Source organism: Alloalcanivorax venustensis ISO4 (assembly GCF_015356855.1).
GTDB lineage: Bacteria > Pseudomonadota > Gammaproteobacteria > Pseudomonadales > Alcanivoracaceae > Alloalcanivorax > Alloalcanivorax venustensis.
Genome location: NZ_ARXR01000019.1, coordinates 42,198 through 59,145 on the forward strand (window position 1 = coordinate 42,198; position 16,948 = coordinate 59,145).

The 16,948-nt window shown below is 65.4% G+C and carries 14 protein-coding genes; 8 read left to right on the forward strand and 6 right to left on the reverse strand.

The features are described 5' to 3' along the window. The first annotated feature begins 65 nt into the window (after positions 1-65). The 4 genes from ISO4_RS11445 (at position 66) to thpD (ending at position 6,436) form a co-directional block, all read left to right on the forward strand. Entirely contained in the window at positions 66-968 is a 903-nt protein-coding gene (locus ISO4_RS11445) for a lysophospholipid acyltransferase family protein (protein WP_194856298.1), read from the forward strand. Between the two features lie 691 nt (positions 969-1,659). Beyond that, complete coding sequence (acnB, locus tag ISO4_RS11450; RefSeq protein WP_194856299.1) at positions 1,660-4,254, forward strand: bifunctional aconitate hydratase 2/2-methylisocitrate dehydratase; 2,595 nt, start codon at positions 1,660-1,662, stop codon at positions 4,252-4,254. Positions 4,255-4,827: 573 nt separating this feature from the next. Then, positions 4,828-5,355, forward strand: a complete 528-nt coding sequence (locus ISO4_RS11455; RefSeq protein WP_194856300.1) for an isochorismatase family protein — start codon at positions 4,828-4,830, stop codon at positions 5,353-5,355. A gap of 160 nt (positions 5,356-5,515) precedes the next feature. Then, positions 5,516-6,436 carry an ectoine hydroxylase gene (thpD, locus tag ISO4_RS11460; RefSeq protein ID WP_142949989.1) on the forward strand — a complete coding sequence of 307 codons (921 nt, stop codon included), beginning with the start codon at positions 5,516-5,518 and terminating at the stop codon, positions 6,434-6,436. On the opposite strand, the gene ISO4_RS11465 is transcribed toward thpD, so the two are convergent. After that, a complete protein-coding gene (locus ISO4_RS11465) occupies positions 6,433-7,377 on the reverse strand; it encodes a LysR family transcriptional regulator (RefSeq protein ID WP_194856301.1) in 945 nt (314 codons plus the stop codon). The two genes, thpD and ISO4_RS11465, sit on opposite strands and share 4 nt — an antisense overlap. 134 nt (positions 7,378-7,511) lie before the next feature. Between ISO4_RS11465 and ISO4_RS11470 the strand changes: the two genes are divergently transcribed. Continuing rightward, complete coding sequence (locus ISO4_RS11470; protein WP_194856302.1) at positions 7,512-9,221, forward strand: sulfatase-like hydrolase/transferase; 1,710 nt, start codon at positions 7,512-7,514, stop codon at positions 9,219-9,221. Between the two features lie 85 nt (positions 9,222-9,306). Here ISO4_RS11470 and ISO4_RS11475 read toward each other — a convergent pair whose 3' ends face one another. The 3 genes from ISO4_RS11475 to ISO4_RS11485 are packed head-to-tail and all read right to left on the reverse strand — an operon-like array spanning position 9,307 to position 12,198. Next, complete coding sequence (locus ISO4_RS11475; RefSeq protein ID WP_194856303.1) at positions 9,307-10,299, reverse strand: lysylphosphatidylglycerol synthase transmembrane domain-containing protein; 993 nt, start codon at positions 10,297-10,299, stop codon at positions 9,307-9,309. Further along, complete coding sequence (locus ISO4_RS11480; RefSeq protein WP_194856304.1) at positions 10,296-11,081, reverse strand: DUF2334 domain-containing protein; 786 nt, start codon at positions 11,079-11,081, stop codon at positions 10,296-10,298. Before ISO4_RS11480 ends, ISO4_RS11475 begins: the two co-directional genes overlap by 4 nt. Next, positions 11,065-12,198, reverse strand: coding sequence for a glycosyltransferase family 4 protein (locus ISO4_RS11485; protein WP_194856305.1), 1,134 nt, complete (start codon positions 12,196-12,198; stop codon positions 11,065-11,067). Before ISO4_RS11485 ends, ISO4_RS11480 begins: the two co-directional genes overlap by 17 nt. Before the next feature lie 191 nt (positions 12,199-12,389). Between ISO4_RS11485 and ISO4_RS11490 the strand changes: the two genes are divergently transcribed. Together ISO4_RS11490 and ISO4_RS11495 are read left to right on the forward strand one after the other, a co-directional pair. Next, positions 12,390-13,304: a DnaJ C-terminal domain-containing protein gene (locus ISO4_RS11490; protein WP_194856306.1), complete on the forward strand. Its 915-nt coding sequence runs from the start codon at positions 12,390-12,392 to the stop codon at positions 13,302-13,304. After that, positions 13,301-13,588 carry a chaperone modulator CbpM gene (locus ISO4_RS11495; protein ID WP_194856307.1) on the forward strand — a complete coding sequence of 96 codons (288 nt, stop codon included), beginning with the start codon at positions 13,301-13,303 and terminating at the stop codon, positions 13,586-13,588. The genes ISO4_RS11490 and ISO4_RS11495 overlap by 4 nt, the downstream gene beginning before the upstream one ends. A gap of 1 nt (position 13,589) precedes the next feature. Here the strand turns inward: ISO4_RS11495 and ISO4_RS11500 are convergent, their stop codons facing one another. After that, positions 13,590-14,321, reverse strand: a complete 732-nt coding sequence (locus ISO4_RS11500; RefSeq protein WP_267254092.1) for a M90 family metallopeptidase — start codon at positions 14,319-14,321, stop codon at positions 13,590-13,592. A gap of 146 nt (positions 14,322-14,467) precedes the next feature. Between ISO4_RS11500 and ISO4_RS11505 the strand changes: the two genes are divergently transcribed. Further along, a complete protein-coding gene (locus tag ISO4_RS11505) occupies positions 14,468-15,130 on the forward strand; it encodes a hypothetical protein (RefSeq protein ID WP_194856309.1) in 663 nt (220 codons plus the stop codon). 226 nt (positions 15,131-15,356) lie between these two features. Here ISO4_RS11505 and ISO4_RS11510 read toward each other — a convergent pair whose 3' ends face one another. Continuing rightward, a complete protein-coding gene (locus ISO4_RS11510) occupies positions 15,357-16,529 on the reverse strand; it encodes a type III PLP-dependent enzyme (RefSeq protein WP_194856310.1) in 1,173 nt (390 codons plus the stop codon). Between the last annotated feature and the right edge of the window lie 419 nt (positions 16,530-16,948).

Here is a 16,948-nt window from a genome sequence, read left to right on the forward strand (position 1 = left end):
AAAATCGGGCGGCCATTATAGGCGACGGCTGGCGTTATACCCACACCCCCGTATAATCGCCGGCCATGGGTCGTCGAACCAATCCTTATATCCAAACGCTGAAAGGCCGCGCCGCCGTGGGCGCGCTGCGCCTGCTCGGCCTGCTGCCGTTCCGGCTGAACCGGGCGCTGGCCACCGCGCTGGGCGGGCTGCTGGCACGGCTCTCCACCGAAGCCCGTGAAGTGACGCGGATCAACCTGTCTCTGTGCCTGCCCGACCATCCGGACCGGGAAGCCCTGGTGCGCGAATCCCTGGTGGAAAGCGTCAAGAACACCTTCGAAATCGCCCGCTTCTGGAGCAAACCGGAAGACGGCCTGCAACGGGTGGTGTCCGAACAGGGCGACGGGCCGCTGCGCGAGGCGGTGGCCAACAAGGAACCGATCCTGATCCTGGCGCCGCACCTGGGCTGCTGGGAGGTGCTCAACTTCTGGCTGGCCCGCGAATTCGGCCTGCACGCCATGTTCGCGCCCTCCGGCCTGCCGGAACTGGACGCGCTGGTGAAGCAGGGCCGGGAACACTTCGGCACCACCATGTACCCGGCCACCGCCCGCGGCGTCGCCGGCCTGGTGCGCGCCATGCGCAAGGGCGCGCTCACCGCGATCCTGCCGGACCAGGTGGCGGACCGGCGCAGCGGCCGCTTCGCGCCCTTCTTCGGCCAGCCCGCCTACACCGGCACGCTGAGCTGCAAGCTGGTCAAGCAGACCAACGCCCGGGTGTTCATGGCCTGGGCGCGCCGGCTGCCCGGCGACGAAGGCTTCGAGATCCGCGTGCGGCCCGCCGACCCGGACATCCACGACGAGGACCTGGACCACGCCCTGAAAGCGATGAACCGCTCCATCGAAGCGCTGATCCTCGAGGACCCGAGCCAGTACCTCTGGAGCTACAAGCGCTTCCGCCGCCAGCCGCCCGGCGGCACCCTGCCCTATTAAAGGCGCATCTCGCTTTAGCCGAAACGTTCTCTCCAGCCGGGACGCGGGTTATAGATGGCGCTGAACCTGTCGATGAAGCTCGGATTGTGGGAGCTTGCCTTGCAAGCGAAAGGCCGGCAAAGCCGGCCGGCAGGATTCCAGAGACATTTCAAACGGCAGCACCAACAAGGTCTCTGGGATCCTGCCGGGTGGCTAAAGCCACCCTTTCGCAGGCATGGCCCGCTCCCACAATCCTCCAGGGACGGATTCACGGCGGGTCCTGGGCACCGAGACCGAACCTCCCGAAGGTGCCAGCTGCCCAGCAAAGCTCTGAAGAAAGGTTGGGCGTCAGCGATAACCCGGGGCATTGGAATCTACCCAGTGAGCGAGTCTGTGTTCTGCCCTTCCGGGAACGCTGTGAATACGTCCCTGTACGCTCCCTGTCGAACGTCCTGTTCTCCAGGGTCCCGGAAGGGCAGAACACAGACCCGGCTGGAGAGACCGTTCCCGCTAAAGCGCTATGAACCTTGCTAAAGCCCACGGTCTGCAGCCTTCGTTATTACGAACATTCATGTCATGAATGACTGTGAGGCCTGTTTGATTTAACAGTGGATACCGTTTCCGCTATACTCCGCGCGCATTTCCACCCCCAGACATACCCCAAACAACTGATTTCCAAAAGAAATCAGTCAGACGAAACGAGGGATTCGCTGTGCTAGAAGCCTATCGCAAACACGTAGAAGAGCGCGCCGCCCAGGGCGTTCCGCCCAAGCCGCTGGACGAAGTGCAGACCGCCGAACTGGTGGAACTGCTGAAGAACCCGCCCGCTGGCGAAGAAGAATTCATTCAGGACCTGTTCGTGAACCGGGTCCCGCCGGGCGTGGACCAGGCCGCCTACGTGAAGGCCGCCTTCCTCACCGCCATCGTGAAAGGCGAAGCCAGCTCCCCTCTGATCGACCGCAAGCGTGCCACCGAACTGCTCGGCACTATGCAGGGCGGTTACAACGTGGCGCCGCTGATCGAGCTGCTCGACGATGAAGAGCTGGCCGACGTGGCCGCCCAGGAACTCAAGCACACCCTGCTGGTGTTCGATGCCTTCCACGACGTGGAAGACAAAATGAAAGCCGGCAACGCCAAGGCCAAGGAAGTGATCGAATCCTGGGCCGAGGGCGAGTGGTTCACCAACCGCAAGGACCTCTCCGAGAAGTTCACCGTGACCGTGTTCAAGGTGCCCGGCGAGACCAACACCGACGACCTGTCCCCGGCCCAGGACGCCTGGAGCCGCCCGGACATTCCGCTGCACGGCAACGCCATGCTGAAGAACGCCCGCGAAGGCATCGTGCCCGAGAAGGACGGCGAGATCGGCCCGCTCAAGCAGATGGAAGAGCTCAAGGCCAAAGGCCACCCGGTGGCCTACGTGGGCGACGTGGTCGGCACCGGCTCCAGCCGTAAGTCCGCCACCAACTCCGTGCTCTGGCACTTCGGCGAAGACATCCCCTACGTGCCCAACAAGCGCGCCGGCGGCGTCTGCATCGGCGGCAAGATCGCACCGATCTTCTTCAACACCATGGAAGACTCCGGCGCCCTGCCCTTCGAGTGCGACGTGGAAAAAATGAACACCGGTGATGTGATCGACATCTACCCGTTCGAAGGCCGCGTGGAGAAAGACGGCGAAGTGATCGCCGAGTTCGAGCTGCGCTCCCAGGTGCTGCTGGACGAAGTCCGCGCCGGCGGCCGCATCAACCTGATCATCGGCCGTGGCCTGACCACCAAGGCGCGCACCGCCCTGGGCCTGGAAGAGTCCACCCTGTTCCGTAAGCCGGAGCAGCCGGGCGATTCCAACGCCGGTTTCACCCTGGCGCAGAAGATGGTCGGCAAGGCCTGCGGCCTGGAAGGTGTGCGCCCGGGCATGTACTGCGAACCGAAGATGACCACCGTCGGCTCCCAGGACACCACCGGCCCGATGACCCGCGACGAGCTGAAGGACCTGGCCTGCCTGGGCTTCCAGGCGGACCTGGTGATGCAGTCGTTCTGCCACACCGCCGCGTACCCCAAGCCGGTGGACGTGGAAACCCAGCACACCCTGCCCGACTTCATCATGAACCGCGGCGGCGTCTCCCTGCGTCCGGGTGACGGCATCATCCACTCCTGGCTGAACCGCATGCTGCTGCCCGACACCGTGGGCACCGGCGGCGACTCCCACACCCGCTTCCCGATGGGCATCTCCTTCCCGGCGGGCTCCGGCCTGGTGGCGTTCGCCGCCGCCACCGGCGTGATGCCGCTGGACATGCCGGAATCCGTGCTGGTGCGCTTCAAGGGCAAGCGCCAGCCCGGCGTCACCCTGCGTGACCTGGTGCACGCCATCCCGATGCAGGCGATCAAGGACGATCACCTGACCGTCGCCAAGGCCGGCAAGAAGAACGTCTTCTCCGGCCGCGTGCTGGAGATCGAAGGCCTCGACGATCTGACCGTGGAGCAGGCGTTCGAACTGTCCGACGCCTCCGCCGAGCGCTCCGCCGCCGGCTGCACCATCACCCTGTCCGAGGACAGCGTCAGCGAGTACCTGAAGTCCAACATCACCCTGCTCAAGTGGATGATCGGCAACGGCTACGGCGACGCCCGTACCCTGGAGCGCCGCATTCAGGGCATGGAAGAGTGGCTCGCCAACCCCAGCCTGATGCGCGCCGACGCGGACGCCGAGTACCACACCGTGATCGAGATCGACATGGATCAGATCAAGGAACCGGTACTGTGCTGCCCGAACGACCCGGACGATGCCAAGACCCTGTCCGAGGTGGCCGGCGCCAACATCGACGAGGTGTTCATCGGCTCCTGCATGACCAACATCGGTCACTTCCGCGCCGCCGGCAAGCTGCTGGAGAAAGTGGAAGGCCTGACCACCCGTCTGTGGGTGGCACCGCCCACCAAGATGGACCAGCACCAGCTCACCGAAGAGGGTTACTACAACATCTTCGGCCGCGCCGGTGCGCGCACCGAAATGCCGGGCTGCTCCCTGTGCATGGGTAACCAGGCACGGGTGGCGGCGAAGTCCACGGTGGTCTCCACCTCCACCCGGAACTTCCCCAACCGCCTCGGCCAGGGCGCGGACGTCTACCTGGCGTCGGCGGAACTGGCGGCCATCGCCGCGGTGATCGGCCGGCTGCCCACCGCCGAGGAGTACATGGAGTACGCCGGCACCATCGACGCCATGTCCGGTGAGATCTACCGCTACCTGAACTTCGACCGCATGGACGAATATCAGAACGTGGCGGATACCGTGAAGATTCCGGTGGCTCAAGCGAGCTGATCCGGTGTCGGCGCCTCCCGGCGCACGGCGATAAAAAGCCCCGCTTCGGCGGGGCTTTTTTTGTTCCGATGTTCGGCGCTCCGTATCCGAGACGTGGTGCAATGGTGGTGCCTTCCGGGACGGCCAGTGCTGTGACTCCGTAGCCCGGTTAGGTCTCGGTGCCAGTGCCCAGGACCCGCCGTGAATCCATCCCTGGAGCCTTGTGTTCGGCTCCCTGCCTCACACAGTCCTGGACACTGGCACCGAGACCTAACCTCCCTTGGGGGCAAGCCGCCAAGGCTCGCAGAAAGGTTCGGCGCCAGCGATAACCCGAGGCGCTGGAATCTTCCACCGGAGCGGGTCTGTGTTATGTCCTTCCGGGACCCTGGAGAACAGGACGTTCGACAGGGAGCCTACAGGGACGTACTCGCGGCGTTCCCGGAAGGGCATAACACAGACCCGCGCCCCCGGATGGAGGGATCCACCATGTCCCGGAAGCACCGAACACCTGACCAATCGGGTCTCTGGTATCCTGCCGGGTGGCTAGAGCCACCCTTTCGCGGGCTGGGCCCGCTCCCACAAGCGGAGACCACCATGATGATGGATGCGAAGAACGCCTCCCTGGTGATGATCGATTATCAGCCACGGCTGCTGCCGGCGATCCGCCACGGTCAGAAGCTGGTGGCGCGGTCGGTGACGCTGGGTCGTATCGCCGCGCTGCTCGGCGTACCCGTGATCGGCACCGAGCAGAGCCCGGACAAACTGGGCGAGAACGTGCCGTCGATCCGACGGCTGTGCGCGGAAACGGTGGCCAAGCGCCGTTTCGACGCCAGCGAGGCGCTACGCGCCACGGCGCTGGCCGAGCGCCGCCAGGTGGTGCTGTGCGGCTGCGAGGCGCACGTGTGCGTGCTGCAGACCGCGCTTGGCCTGCACGCGCTGGGCTTCCAGGTGTTCGTGGTGGAAGACGCGGTCGGCGCCCGCCGCCAGGGCGACAAGAGCGCGGCGCTCGCGCGCCTGAGTCAGGCCGGCGTCACCCTGGTAACGCTTGAGATGGTTGCTTTCGAATGGCTCCGTGACGCGGATCACCCGCGCTTCCGGGAGGTCCAGGCCCTGATCAAATAGCCTTCACCTGATTTTTACATCCTCGCTGTAAAGAAACATTGAATGCGGATGACGGCGGACGCCGGTGGTCGAGACAATGCCGCCGATGCCCGCCGCGCCCCGGCCGAGCCGGTCACGTCGTGGCAGTACCTTCGAAAATGGATTCTCGCAGGAGCACAACATGACCAGTGAAGATCTTTTCCCGACGCGGCATGAACAGCATCATGACCGCTTCCCCCGACTGGACCCGGTGGTCCATGCCCGCAACCAGGCGCGCTGGGACGGCCCCCTGGACGAAGTGGCCCTGTCGCATTACGAGCGCGACGGCTTTCTCTGGTTCGAGGGGTTCTTTTCCCAGGAGCGGATGCGGCCGTTCTTCGATGAACTCAAGGAAATGGCCAAGGACAGCGAGCTGATGAAATCCGACCAGTCGATCACGGACCCGGATTCCGGCGATCTGCGCTCGGTGTTTCAGATGCATGAGATTTCCCGCCGGTTCGATGAACTGACCCGGGACCCGCGCATCCTCGGCATGGTGCGTCAGCTGTTGGGTGGCGACGTCTATATTCATCAGTCGCGCATCAACGACAAGTTCGGTTTCCAGGGCAGCGGTTTCAACTGGCATTCCGACTTTGAAACCTGGCACTCCGAGGACGGCATGCCGCGCATGCGGGCCATCAGCGCCTCGATCATGCTCACCGACAACAACGAGTTCAACGGGCCGCTGATGCTGATACCCGGCTCGCACCATTACTTCGTGCCTTGCCAGGGGGTCACGCCCAAGGACAACTGGAAGGACTCGCTGAAAAGCCAGCGCCTGGGCGTGCCCAGCCAGGAGAACCTGGCCGAGCTGGTCGAACAGGGTGGTATCCAGGCGCCCAAGGGCCCGCCGGGTTCATTGCTGTTGTTCGAGTGCAACACCCTGCACGCGTCCAACAAGAACCTGTCGCCCTGGCCGCGCTCCAACCTGTTCTTCGTTTACAACAGCGTGGACAACACCCTGGAAGACCCCTACTGCGGCCATCAGCCGCGCCCGGATTTTCTCGCCAACCGAGACAACACCGAGGCGCTCGCCATGCACGACCACCTGGAACCGCTCTAACCCGGTTGCCGCAGCGCGCCCCGCCTGAGCAGCCGCCACACTTCGCTGGCGGCCTGCGACAGCGGATGCGAGCGCAATCGGTACGCGCACGCCGACACCGTCACCCCCGGATCCAGCGGCAACGGCTTGAGGCGGCCTGCTCGCAGGTCGTCCTCAAGCAGGTTGCGCGGTGCCACCGTCACCGCCCGCCCCTCCCGGCACAACGCCAGACAAGAGCTGATGGTGGCCATCTGAAACTCGGCGCCGCGACGGGCCAGCAGCAACTCACGGAACCAGGGCGCGATCTGACGGCGGTACTCCGGGGGCACCCGGGGCAGCGCCAGGGGCCGGCCCCTCATAAACGCAACGGCGGCGTCGCCGTCCTCAAGGGCGGCCGCCGCCTTACCCACCAGCCAGGAGGCCGGCGCCACCACTTGCAAAGGCAGCTCCACCAGCGGCAGTTCCTCCACGTCGTCCCGGTCCGGCAACGCCGAGCCTTTGCGCCCGTCGTACACCAGAAAATCATAGCGGTAGGCGTACAACCCTTCGCACAGTGATTGGAAGTGATCGCTGTGCATCTCCAGCCGCACGCCGGCGTCCATGGTGGCCCGGGACCGTTGCAGCGGCCCGGCCAGGCGCTGGGCCAGCAGGTCCGGCACGAACGGCCCGCAGCCGATGCGCACCAGCCCGCTGCGGCCGTCGTGGAACGCCTCCACCAGGCGGTCCAGGCCGGCGGCCTCATCAAGAATCCGATTTACCTGGCGGTGCAGGGTCCGCGCCAGCTCGGTGGGACGCAACGAACGGGTATGGCGCTCGAAAAGCGGTGCCCCGGCGCTCTGCTCCAGCCGCTGCAGGCTGCGGGTCAACGCCGGCTGCGACAGCCCCAAGGCGCGCGCCGCCGCCGACAGGCTGCCGTGCTCATACACTGCCCGGAAACGGGTCAGCTCCTGTAATTGCCACACGGCGGGCTCCTTGACTCGGTCGGGATCATCAACCCATTAAGCATAGACTCATGCAACACAGTAATGAATCCCCGGCGCATACTTCCCGCCATGACCGGCCAACAACAAAAACCGCCTACCACCGGAGAGCCCCGATGACCGAAATGACCCGGCGCACCGTGCTGAAAAACCTGGCCCTGGGCGGCGCCGCCCTGGCCACCGCGCCTTCATTGAACGCCAGGATCAACCTGCGCAAGCAGGGCCGGCCGAATGTGCTGCTGCTGGTGTCCGACCAGGAACGCTCCTGGATGGACCTGCCCGGCAGCCTGGATCTGCCGGCCCATGACAAGCTGCTGAATCGCGGCACCGGCTTCAACCAGTACTATGTGAATACCTCGCCCTGCTCGCCCTCGCGCTCGGTGATGTACAGCGGCCAGCACACCATGCGCACCGGCATGACCGCCAATCTGCACGCGCCGCCGTTTCCCAGCTTCAATCAGGCATTGCCGACCCTCGGCCACCTGTTCCAGGAGCTGGGCTACCACACCGCCTACAAGGGCAAATGGCATCTGTCGGATATCGAGGACGGCCCGGGTCTGATGTACGGCAGCTACCCCAGCCGGGGCAAGGCGCTGGAGCCCTACGGCTTCAGCGACTACAACCTGACCGGCGACGTGCACGGCTCGGTGTGGCAGGGCTACATCGCCGACCGCATGGTGGCCGGCGAAGCCAGCCAGTGGCTGGTGCGCGACAGCCAGAAGCTGGACAAGCCCTGGCTGCTGGCGGTGAACTTCGTGAACCCCCACGACATCATGTTCTTCTCCTCCGGCGAGAAGCAGGAGCAGTCACGGGCCAACCCGCGTTTCATGGCGCCGCTGCGGCCGCCGCCGAACGATCCGATCTACAGGAAAGACTGGTCGCACCTGCCGCTGCCCGCCTCCTTCGCCAAGGAAACGCTGCGCGACAAGCCCTGGTGCCACCGCTCCTACGCCCAGGTGATCGACAGCATCTACGGCCACATGGACAAGAACGACGAAGCCGCCTGGCTGGCCAACCAGAGCTACTATTTCAACTGCATCCGCGATGTGTCACGGCAGGTGGACCATGTGCTGCAGGCCCTGGAGGACAGCGGCCAGCTCGACAACACCATCATCGTCTACACCGCCGACCACGGCGAAATGGCCGGCGCCCACGGCCTGCGGCAAAAAGGCCCGGTGACCTACAAGGAAAACAGCCGGGTGCCGCTGATCGTCAGCCACCCGGACGTGAGCGGCGGCCGCACCGTGGACAACCTGGGCTCGGCGCTGGACCTGGTGCCGACCCTGGTGGGCCTGGCCACCGAGGGTAAAACCACCACCGACACCCCCGGCGTGGACCTGAGCCCGGCGCTCAGCGGGCAGACCACGCAGCGCGACCGGGACGGCATCCTGTTCGCCTACGGCGTGCTGCTCTACACCGACCCGGAAGCCACCCAGCGGCTGGCCCGGGAAGGCGACGAGATCACGCCGGTGAAACTGATGGGCGATTTCCTCAAGCAGCTGCGGCTGGGCCCGGAGCTGGGCAACCGCGGCCTGCACCGGGGTGTCTTTGACGGCCGCTACAAGTTCACCCGCTACTTCAGCCCGGACAGCCATCACCTGCCCCGGGACTGGGACACCCTGCTCGCCCACAACGACCTGGAGCTCTACGACACCCACCAGGACCCGGACGAACTGGTCAACCTGGCGGCGCGCCCGGAGGGCCCGGAGGCGGCGAAAGAGCGCCTGCTGGCCCTCAACGACCGGACCAACCAGCTGATCGAGCAGGAAATCGGCGACGACTACGGCGGCGAATACCCCGGGCCGGAGTTCATGTACCGGCTGTAACCCTTTTTGCTTTGCCCTTGGGGGGCAATCCGCCCCGGCCCGGCGACGCCGGTGTCCGGGGCACCTTATTCACCACCTGTTCGGGCTATTTGCCGTCGAGCAGCGGCTCCCCGGTGCGGGCCGCCAGCCACAGCATCACCGCGCCACCGGCGAGCAGATACCAGTAGAAGGTGAAAAACCGCCACACCACGATGGTGGTGGCGGTGGTCACCGACGTCAGCCAGGGGTTCAACAGGGCCGCGCCGGCCACCTCGGCGCCGCCGGCGCCACCGGGCAGCAGGGTCAAATGGCCGGCCCCCATCGCCACCATCTGCACGAAGAAGCCGTACACCCAATCCAGATGCTCGCCCAGCGCCAGCACCGCGACGTAGATCACCGAATAGCGCAGCAGCCAGTGGCAGAGGCAGAGGGAAAACATCAGCAACAGGCGGCGGCGCGGCACCGCCAGGGTTTCTTCCAGGCCGCGCCGGAAACGCAGCACCGCCCGCGCCAGACGCAGACGCCGGCGCCGGCGCAGCCCCAGCCAGGCAAGAAAGTCCCCGGACCCGATCAGCACCCGGCGCTGGAAACGGGCCAAAAGCCCGACCCCGACCAGGGCGGCCAGCATCAGCGCGAACGGCACCGCCACCTGCCACCAGGCGGCCAGATCCAGATAGCGGGCCAGCCCGTACAGGGCCACGGTGGGCAACAGGGCCGCGAACACCAGCAAGTCGGTGAGCTGATCCACCGCCAGGACCGCCGTGGCCTGCGCCGGTGCCACACCGTGCCGGCGCAGCAGCGCGGCCAGGGTGAAAGGCGCGCCGCTGCCGCCGGGCGTGGCGTTCAGGGTGAACTCGGTGGCCATCACCGTGGCCACGGCGGCGCCGTGGCCCAGGCCCGGCGCCCGGCCATTGAGCATCAGCCGCAGCCGCCAGGCGTTGAGGTTCCAGCACACCGCGATCATCGCCACCAGCAGCGCCAGCCAGCCCACCGGCACGGTTACCAGCCGTGCCAGCACCTGCTGGCCGCCCAGCACAAACGGCACCGCCGCGCCGACCAGCAATGCCACCGCGAACAACCAGCGCCAATGCCGCGTCATAGCGATTCGGATCCGCTCGCCGGCAGGCGCTCATTCTCCATCAGCCACTGGGCCTTGCTGACACAACGGCGCTGTTCGCTGAGTGCATCGATGGTGCGCCGCCAGAAAGCGCGGCTTTCCGGGTGACGCAGGTCCACCGGATGCAACGCCAGCCGGATCACCGGACGGTGCTGGAAGCGGCGCAGCCGGGCCTGGTTCAAGCGCTCGAACCAGCGCCGGCGCCAGGACGAACGGGACGACATCACCACCGTGGGCAGCGGCAGCCGCTCGCCGTCGGCCAGGCGGTACAGGGCGCCGGCGTCGGTGCGGTAGTCGAAACCGGCGTCACGGATCGCGCGGCGGCTGGCTTCATTGCTCAGCCAGCCCGGCGGCACGAAGCCGCTGACCCGCCAATCCTGGCGGCGGCAAAGCGCCAGGCCGTCGCGTATGCGGGCGTAGGCGGCAGCCTCGTTGAGGGCGGAGAATTCCCCTTCGTGGGTCAGTATCCGGCGGCGGACCCATTCCCGCGGGCCCCTGGGGGTGGGGCCGTCGTCGCTGTGCGACCAGCCGTGCAGCACCAGCTCGTCACCGGCGGCCTGGCGCTCGGCCATGGCCCGGCAAAACGCCGGTGAACGCTCGGCGGCATCATGGCGGTGGAAATCCGGCACCACCAGCAGGGTGCTGACCAGCGACGCCGGGCGTTGCAACTCGCGCAGAAACGACTGGTACAGCGGCCAGCTGTGCGGGGCCACATCGTGCAGCGATAATATAAAGGCCCGTTGGGTATCAGGAATGCGATTCATGGGTGGATGCTAATACCGGCTGCTCGTGATCGCCAAGGACGCGCCGGTAGTGACCGACCAGGCTCTCCGCCACCGCATCCCAACTGTGCCGCGTTTCCACATGGGCACGGGCGCGCCGTCCCAGGGCCGCGGGATCGTCATGTTCAAACAGGTCGCGCACACCGGCGGCCATGGCGGCGCCGTCGTTGGGGCGCACATGGCGCCCACAGTCACCGGGCACCACTTCCGGCAAGGCGCCGGCGTCCACGCACACCACCGGCAGGCCGCTGGCCATGCCTTCCAGCGCGACCAGGCCGAAGGTCTCCTGATCGCCGGCGTGCACAAGCGCGTCGGCGGCCGCCATCCAGCCGGCCACTTCCGGCGTCTGGCAAAACTCATGGATCACCGACACATTGGACGGCGCGTCCGGTTGCAGGCCGGTACCGATCAGCAGCAGATGGTAGTCGGGCCCCAGCCTGCGCATCGCTTCGAGCAACACCGGAATATTCTTCTCCTGGGTGCCGCGTCCGGCGAACACCAGCAGGTGCTGGTCCTCGGAGAGGCCCAGCGCGCGGCGGGCGTTGGGCTTGGCGCGCTGTGGCTGGAAGGCTTCCAGGTCCACGCCCAGCGGCTGCACCTCGACCTCACCGATACCGCAGCGGTGCAACTGCTCCGCCATCACCCGGCTCGGGCTGAGGACCATATCAAAGCCTTCGTAGAGGCGTTTTATATAGGCCCGGGTGCCCGGATCGAGAAAGCGGCCGACGCGATGATGAACCAGAGTGAACAGATCGGAGTGGTAGAAACCCACCGACGGCACGTCCAGCAATCTGGCCGCCCGCTGGGCCGCCCAGGCGGGCGTGTACGGGTCGCCGGCTTCGATCACGTCCGGCTGCAGGCCGGCGATGATGCTGCTCCACAAACCCAGACGCAGCGGGAAACGAAAGCCCGGCGCCAACGGCAGGGGCATCGCCGGCAGGGACACGAAGTCGCCGTCGAAGAACACGCGCGAGCCGGGCATCACCACTTTGTGGCTGGTGTCCCCACGTCGCAGCAACGCCTGGCGCTTGCCGTCAATGTAGGTACGCACGCCACCGCTGGCCTGGGTGTAAAAAAGCGTGGTATCAAGAATTCTCAAGCGGTTCTCCCTTTCCCACTTGGTGCGGTGCCGCCGTTACCGACGACCCTGATCATCGTCAATAGCGGGTGAATAAGCCTAAGATAGCATTGGCAACGGAAAGCTCACCGCCGACCTTGGTAAAGGCTTGTAAAAGCGCGGCCCGCCGCCATTAAGCGGTCAGAAAGGCCGCCAACGGGAGCACGGCAGCAATGGAATTCAAGGACTATTACAAGATTCTCGGCGTACCACCGGAAGCGGACGATAAAGAGATCAAAGCCGCCTACCGGAAGCTGGCGCGCAAGTATCATCCGGACGTCAATGCCGACGCCGACGCGGAAAGTAAATTCAAGGAAGTAGCGGAAGCCTACAAGGTGCTCAAGGACGCCGAAAAGCGCGCCGAGTACGATCAGCTGCGCCAGTTCCGTGACGCCCGCGGCGGCTTCCAGCCACCGCCGGGCTGGCAGAGTGCCGGCGCCGCGTCCGGTGGCGGCCGGGAAGCGGATTTCTCCGACTTTTTTGAATCCCTGTTCGGTGGCGGATTCTCCCGACGCGGCGGTCCGCGCCCCGGCCGTGATCTGGAAATGGATCTGCCGTTGTTCCTTGAAGACACGGTGGCGGATACCCGTAAACCGATCAGCGTCCACGGTCGCACCCTCAATGTCACGATTCCCGCCGGCACCGCGGACAACGAGCGCATTCGTCTGAAAGGCAAAGGGGAACCGGGTAGCGACGGCGCGCCCTCCGGCGACCTCTACCTGCGCGTGCGACTGGTGCCCCACCCGGTATTCGATGTGGAGGGCCACGATCTGCTCGTCACCGTGCCGGTGGCGCCCTGGGAAGCAGCCCTGGGCGCCAAACTGCAGGTGCCCACGCTCAGCGGACGCATCAGCCTGACCCTGCCGGCGGGCAGCCAGACCGGCCGCCGCCTTCGGGTCAAGGGCAAGGGTCTCGCCGGCAAGAAGACGCAGGGTGATCTTTACGCAATTATCAAAATCGTCATGCCCGAGCGGATTTCCGATCGGGACCGTGAACTGTGGCGGGCGCTGGCCGAGCAGTCCGATTTTGATCCGCGGGCGAACTGGGCCGGCGACGGCCGGCGCCATGACAAGGAGCCCCGAAAATGAACACGCTGACCCTCACCGAAGTGTGCCGCCGGGTGTCCTTGCCGGAGCACGCGGTCATTGAAATCGTTGAAGTGGGTATCGTTACACCGGTGGCCGGTTCGGCGCGCGCCTGGCGTTTCGACGATCAAACCCTGATTGTGCTCAGCCGCGCGGCGCGCCTGCACGAGGACCTGGCCCTGGATTGGCACGGCGTCGCCCTGGCCCTGGAACTGCTTGAGGAAATCGACACCCTGCGCCGCGAGAACGAACAATTGCGACAACGGTTAAACCGCTTTCTGGACTGACTCAGGCGGCCGGATCCTGCCGGTAAAACAGACTCAGCTGCTCGTACAGCGCCGGCAGCACCTGGCGCAGATGCGCGGGGGATTCAAAAAAACTTTCCGTGGCCACGGCAAAAAACTCGCCGGGATCTTCCAGCGCATAAGGGTCGATAAAAGGTTCACCGCCCTGCTCCGCCCGCTCCAAAGCCTGCCAGGCCTCGGTGAAGACATCGTGCCAGCGCTGCGGATCCATGCCGGCGTGCAGCGGCGGCGCGCCGTTGGGCCCCTCGCGGCGCATATCCAGCTTATGGGCCAGCTCGTGCAGCACCACGTTGTAGCCGTCCTCGCCGCCGGACTCGAGCACGTCGCCCCAGGACAGAATCACCGGCCCCTGCAGCCAGGCTTCACCGGCCAGTTCCCGCCCGGCGTCGTGCACGATACCGAACTCGTCCATTTCGTTGTCCGGGGTGACGAAGGTGTCCTCGTAAACGATCAACGTGTACCAGCCGTCGTACCAGTCCAGGCCCAGCCCGAACACCGGCACCACCGCCATGGTGGCGATCAGAAGCTGCATGTCGTCGGTGACGGTGAACTCGCCGCCGGCGGCGAACTCCTTGCGCACCAGAAAACGGCGGGTGAGATCGAACAACCGCTCCCGGTCGGCGCCCTGATACCGGGCCGCCACCGGCCAGCCGGCAATGGCGTTTTCCCATTGCGCCCGCGTCACCGGCAAACGCGCCAGCTTGCGATCTTCCAACCAGTCTCGAACCCGTCCGAACATGGCCTTCCCAGCGTAGAGGAGAGAGCGCAAAGCTTGCCGCTTTTGCCAACCGGACGCAAAGCGGTTTAGATAAGCACTGCAAAAAACCAAGCCACCGTAGAAAGACCATGGAAGGAGCCCCCATGACCCACCGCTACCGCCTGATCGCCGTGTTCGCCCTGCTGCTGCTCGGCCCCGCGGCCCACGCCCAGGCCACGCGCGAAGCGGCGTCCGCGCTGCGCAGCGGCGCCGACCAGGCGCGCTACTGGCAATGGGGCTGGAGCGCCTTCTACGGCGGCAGCAGCGCCTATTCCCTGGTGCACGCCCGCGACACCGACGACCCGGAGGAGCGCTACGACGATTACATCAACGCCACCAAGGCGGCCCTGGGGCTGGCCGGCACCCTGCTGTTCGCCCCTTCCCACGGCGACGCCTACCGGGAATATCAGGCCCTGGGCGACAAGGACACACCGGAAGCGCGCGCCGCCACGCGCATCCTGATCGCCGGGCTGGCCGAGGAGGAAGCCCGCCAGCGGGCCTGGCAAAGCCGGCTGGGCGGTTTGATCGTCAACGGCCTGGCCGGGCTCGCCATCGGCGTGGAAGACAACCGCCCCGGCGACGGCTGGGTGAACTTCGCCACCGGCATGCTGACCACCGAGCTCAACGTGCGCACCCGGCCGGACACCGCCACCCACTTTCTGGAACGGGAGCCGGACTTCCGTCTCAAGGCCAACGGCGCCACTCTGCCCATTTATGTGGACTGGGCGGTGGGTCCGGTGTTCGCGGGCTTGGAGATCAGGTTCTGAGGGTGGGAATAACCGGCGCTACGAAGCGCTCATTGTGGGAGCTTGCCTTGCAAGCGAAAGGCCGGCTTTGCCGGCCGGCAGGATACCAGAGGCCTTTAAAAGCGGGGCTTTAACAGCGTCTCTGGAATCCTGCGGGGCAACCTTTGCCGGGTGGCTATAAGCCACCCTTTCGCGGGCAAGGCCCGCTCCTACAATCCCCGCCTCGTAGCGCCCTTTGGCGGCGTATTCAGATGTAGTACGCCTTCAACGGCGGGAAGCCGTTGAACTCCACGGCGCTGTAGCTGGTGGTGTAGGCGCCGGTGGAGAACCAGTACAGCCGGTCGCCGATGGCCAGGTTGAGTGGCAGGCCGTACTTGTAGTTTTCGTACATGATGTCGGCGCTGTCGCAGGTCGGCCCGGCGATCACCACCTCTTCCATTTCCCCTTTCTTTTCCGTGTAGATCGGGTACTTGATGGCTTCGTCCAGGGTTTCGATCAGGCCGGAGAATTTGCCCACGTCGGTGAACACCCAGCGCTGCAAGGCGGTACGGGATTTACGGGAAATCAGCACCACTTCGCTGACCAGCACGCCGGCGTTGGCGATCAGAGACCGGCCCGGCTCGAGAATGATTTCCGGCAGCTGCTCGCCGAAGTCCTCTTTCAGGAAACGGATGATTTCCGACGCGTAGGTTTCCAGGTCGTTGGTCTTGGCGATGTAGTTGGCCGGGAAACCGCCGCCCAGGTTGATCATCTTCAGCTCGATGCCCACTTCATCGCGCAGGCGCTCGAACATGATCTTGACCTTGCCGATGGCCGCGTCCCAGGCGCCGATATCGCGCTGCTGGGAGCCCACATGGAAGGACACACCGTAGGGTTCCAGGCCCAGGTCCCGGGCCAGAATCATCAAATCCAGCGCCATGTCGGTCTGGCAGCCGAACTTGCGCGACAGCGGCCAGTCGGCGGTGTGGGTGCCTTCGGTGAGGATGCGCACATACACCCGGGAACCCGGCGCCGCCTTGGCGATGTTGCGCAGGTCCGCTTCCGAGTCGGTGGCGAACATGCGCACGCCCTTCTCGTAGAAAGCGCGGATGTCGCGGGCCTTCTTGATGGTGTTGCCGAAAATGCAGCGCTCCGCCGACACCCCCAGACCCATCACTTTTTCCAGCTCGTAGATCGAGGCGATATCGAAATTGGCGCCCCGGTCACGCAACAGGCTGATCAGCTCAGCGGCCGGGTTCGCCTTTACCGCGTAGTGCACCTTGGCGAACGGAAACTGCTCGATCAACTGATCGTAGTGTTTGCCCACGGTTTCCGTGTCGATCACCACGAAGGGGGTATCCTTGGTGTCCGCCAGGTCCTTGATGCGGCGGAACACCACCGGATCGTAATAATCTTCCACGCGAATGGCGTCGATGGTCATGGGGGTCCTCTTCCCGGTACTCAGCAACCACCCGGGCCGACACGGCACCGGGACCGTTGCGAAGGCAACGGGCGCTCAAAGTAGCAATTTGCTCACCGTTTGGGGAGATACCCGACCGCCTTTTTTTGTGGGAGCGGGCCCCGCCCGCGAAAGGGAGCGCAGCTCCCGGCAGGATGCCAGAGACGTTTGTTGTTCCGGTGTTCGGTGCTCCGTATCGGAGACGCGGTGCAATGGTGGTCCCTTCCGGGTCCGCTCAAGCCATCCCTGGCCGCTGTTAGTTTGGCCCTCCCTGGCCAATCAGTTCCCTCCAGGCACCACCATTGCCCCGCTCACTTGGCAGCGGAACCGCCACGGGTCAGACCCACCCTCTCAAAGAAAGCGTCGGACCTTTCAATTTTCCAAGGAGCCCCGGGATCGGG

Coding starts and splice junctions, on each gene's coding strand:
- ISO4_RS11445 (WP_194856298.1), top strand. CDS start 66: ATGGGTCGTCGAACCAATCCTTATATCCAAACGCTGAAAGGCCGCGCC.
- ISO4_RS11455 (WP_194856300.1), top strand. CDS start 4,828: ATGATGATGGATGCGAAGAACGCCTCCCTGGTGATGATCGATTATCAG.
- thpD (WP_142949989.1), top strand. CDS start 5,516: ATGACCAGTGAAGATCTTTTCCCGACGCGGCATGAACAGCATCATGAC.
- ISO4_RS11470 (WP_194856302.1), top strand. CDS start 7,512: ATGACCGAAATGACCCGGCGCACCGTGCTGAAAAACCTGGCCCTGGGC.
- ISO4_RS11475 (WP_194856303.1), bottom strand. CDS start 10,299: ATGACGCGGCATTGGCGCTGGTTGTTCGCGGTGGCATTGCTGGTCGGC.
- ISO4_RS11480 (WP_194856304.1), bottom strand. CDS start 11,081: ATGAATCGCATTCCTGATACCCAACGGGCCTTTATATTATCGCTGCAC.
- ISO4_RS11490 (WP_194856306.1), top strand. CDS start 12,390: ATGGAATTCAAGGACTATTACAAGATTCTCGGCGTACCACCGGAAGCG.
- ISO4_RS11495 (WP_194856307.1), top strand. CDS start 13,301: ATGAACACGCTGACCCTCACCGAAGTGTGCCGCCGGGTGTCCTTGCCG.
- ISO4_RS11505 (WP_194856309.1), top strand. CDS start 14,468: ATGACCCACCGCTACCGCCTGATCGCCGTGTTCGCCCTGCTGCTGCTC.
- ISO4_RS11510 (WP_194856310.1), bottom strand. CDS start 16,529: ATGACCATCGACGCCATTCGCGTGGAAGATTATTACGATCCGGTGGTG.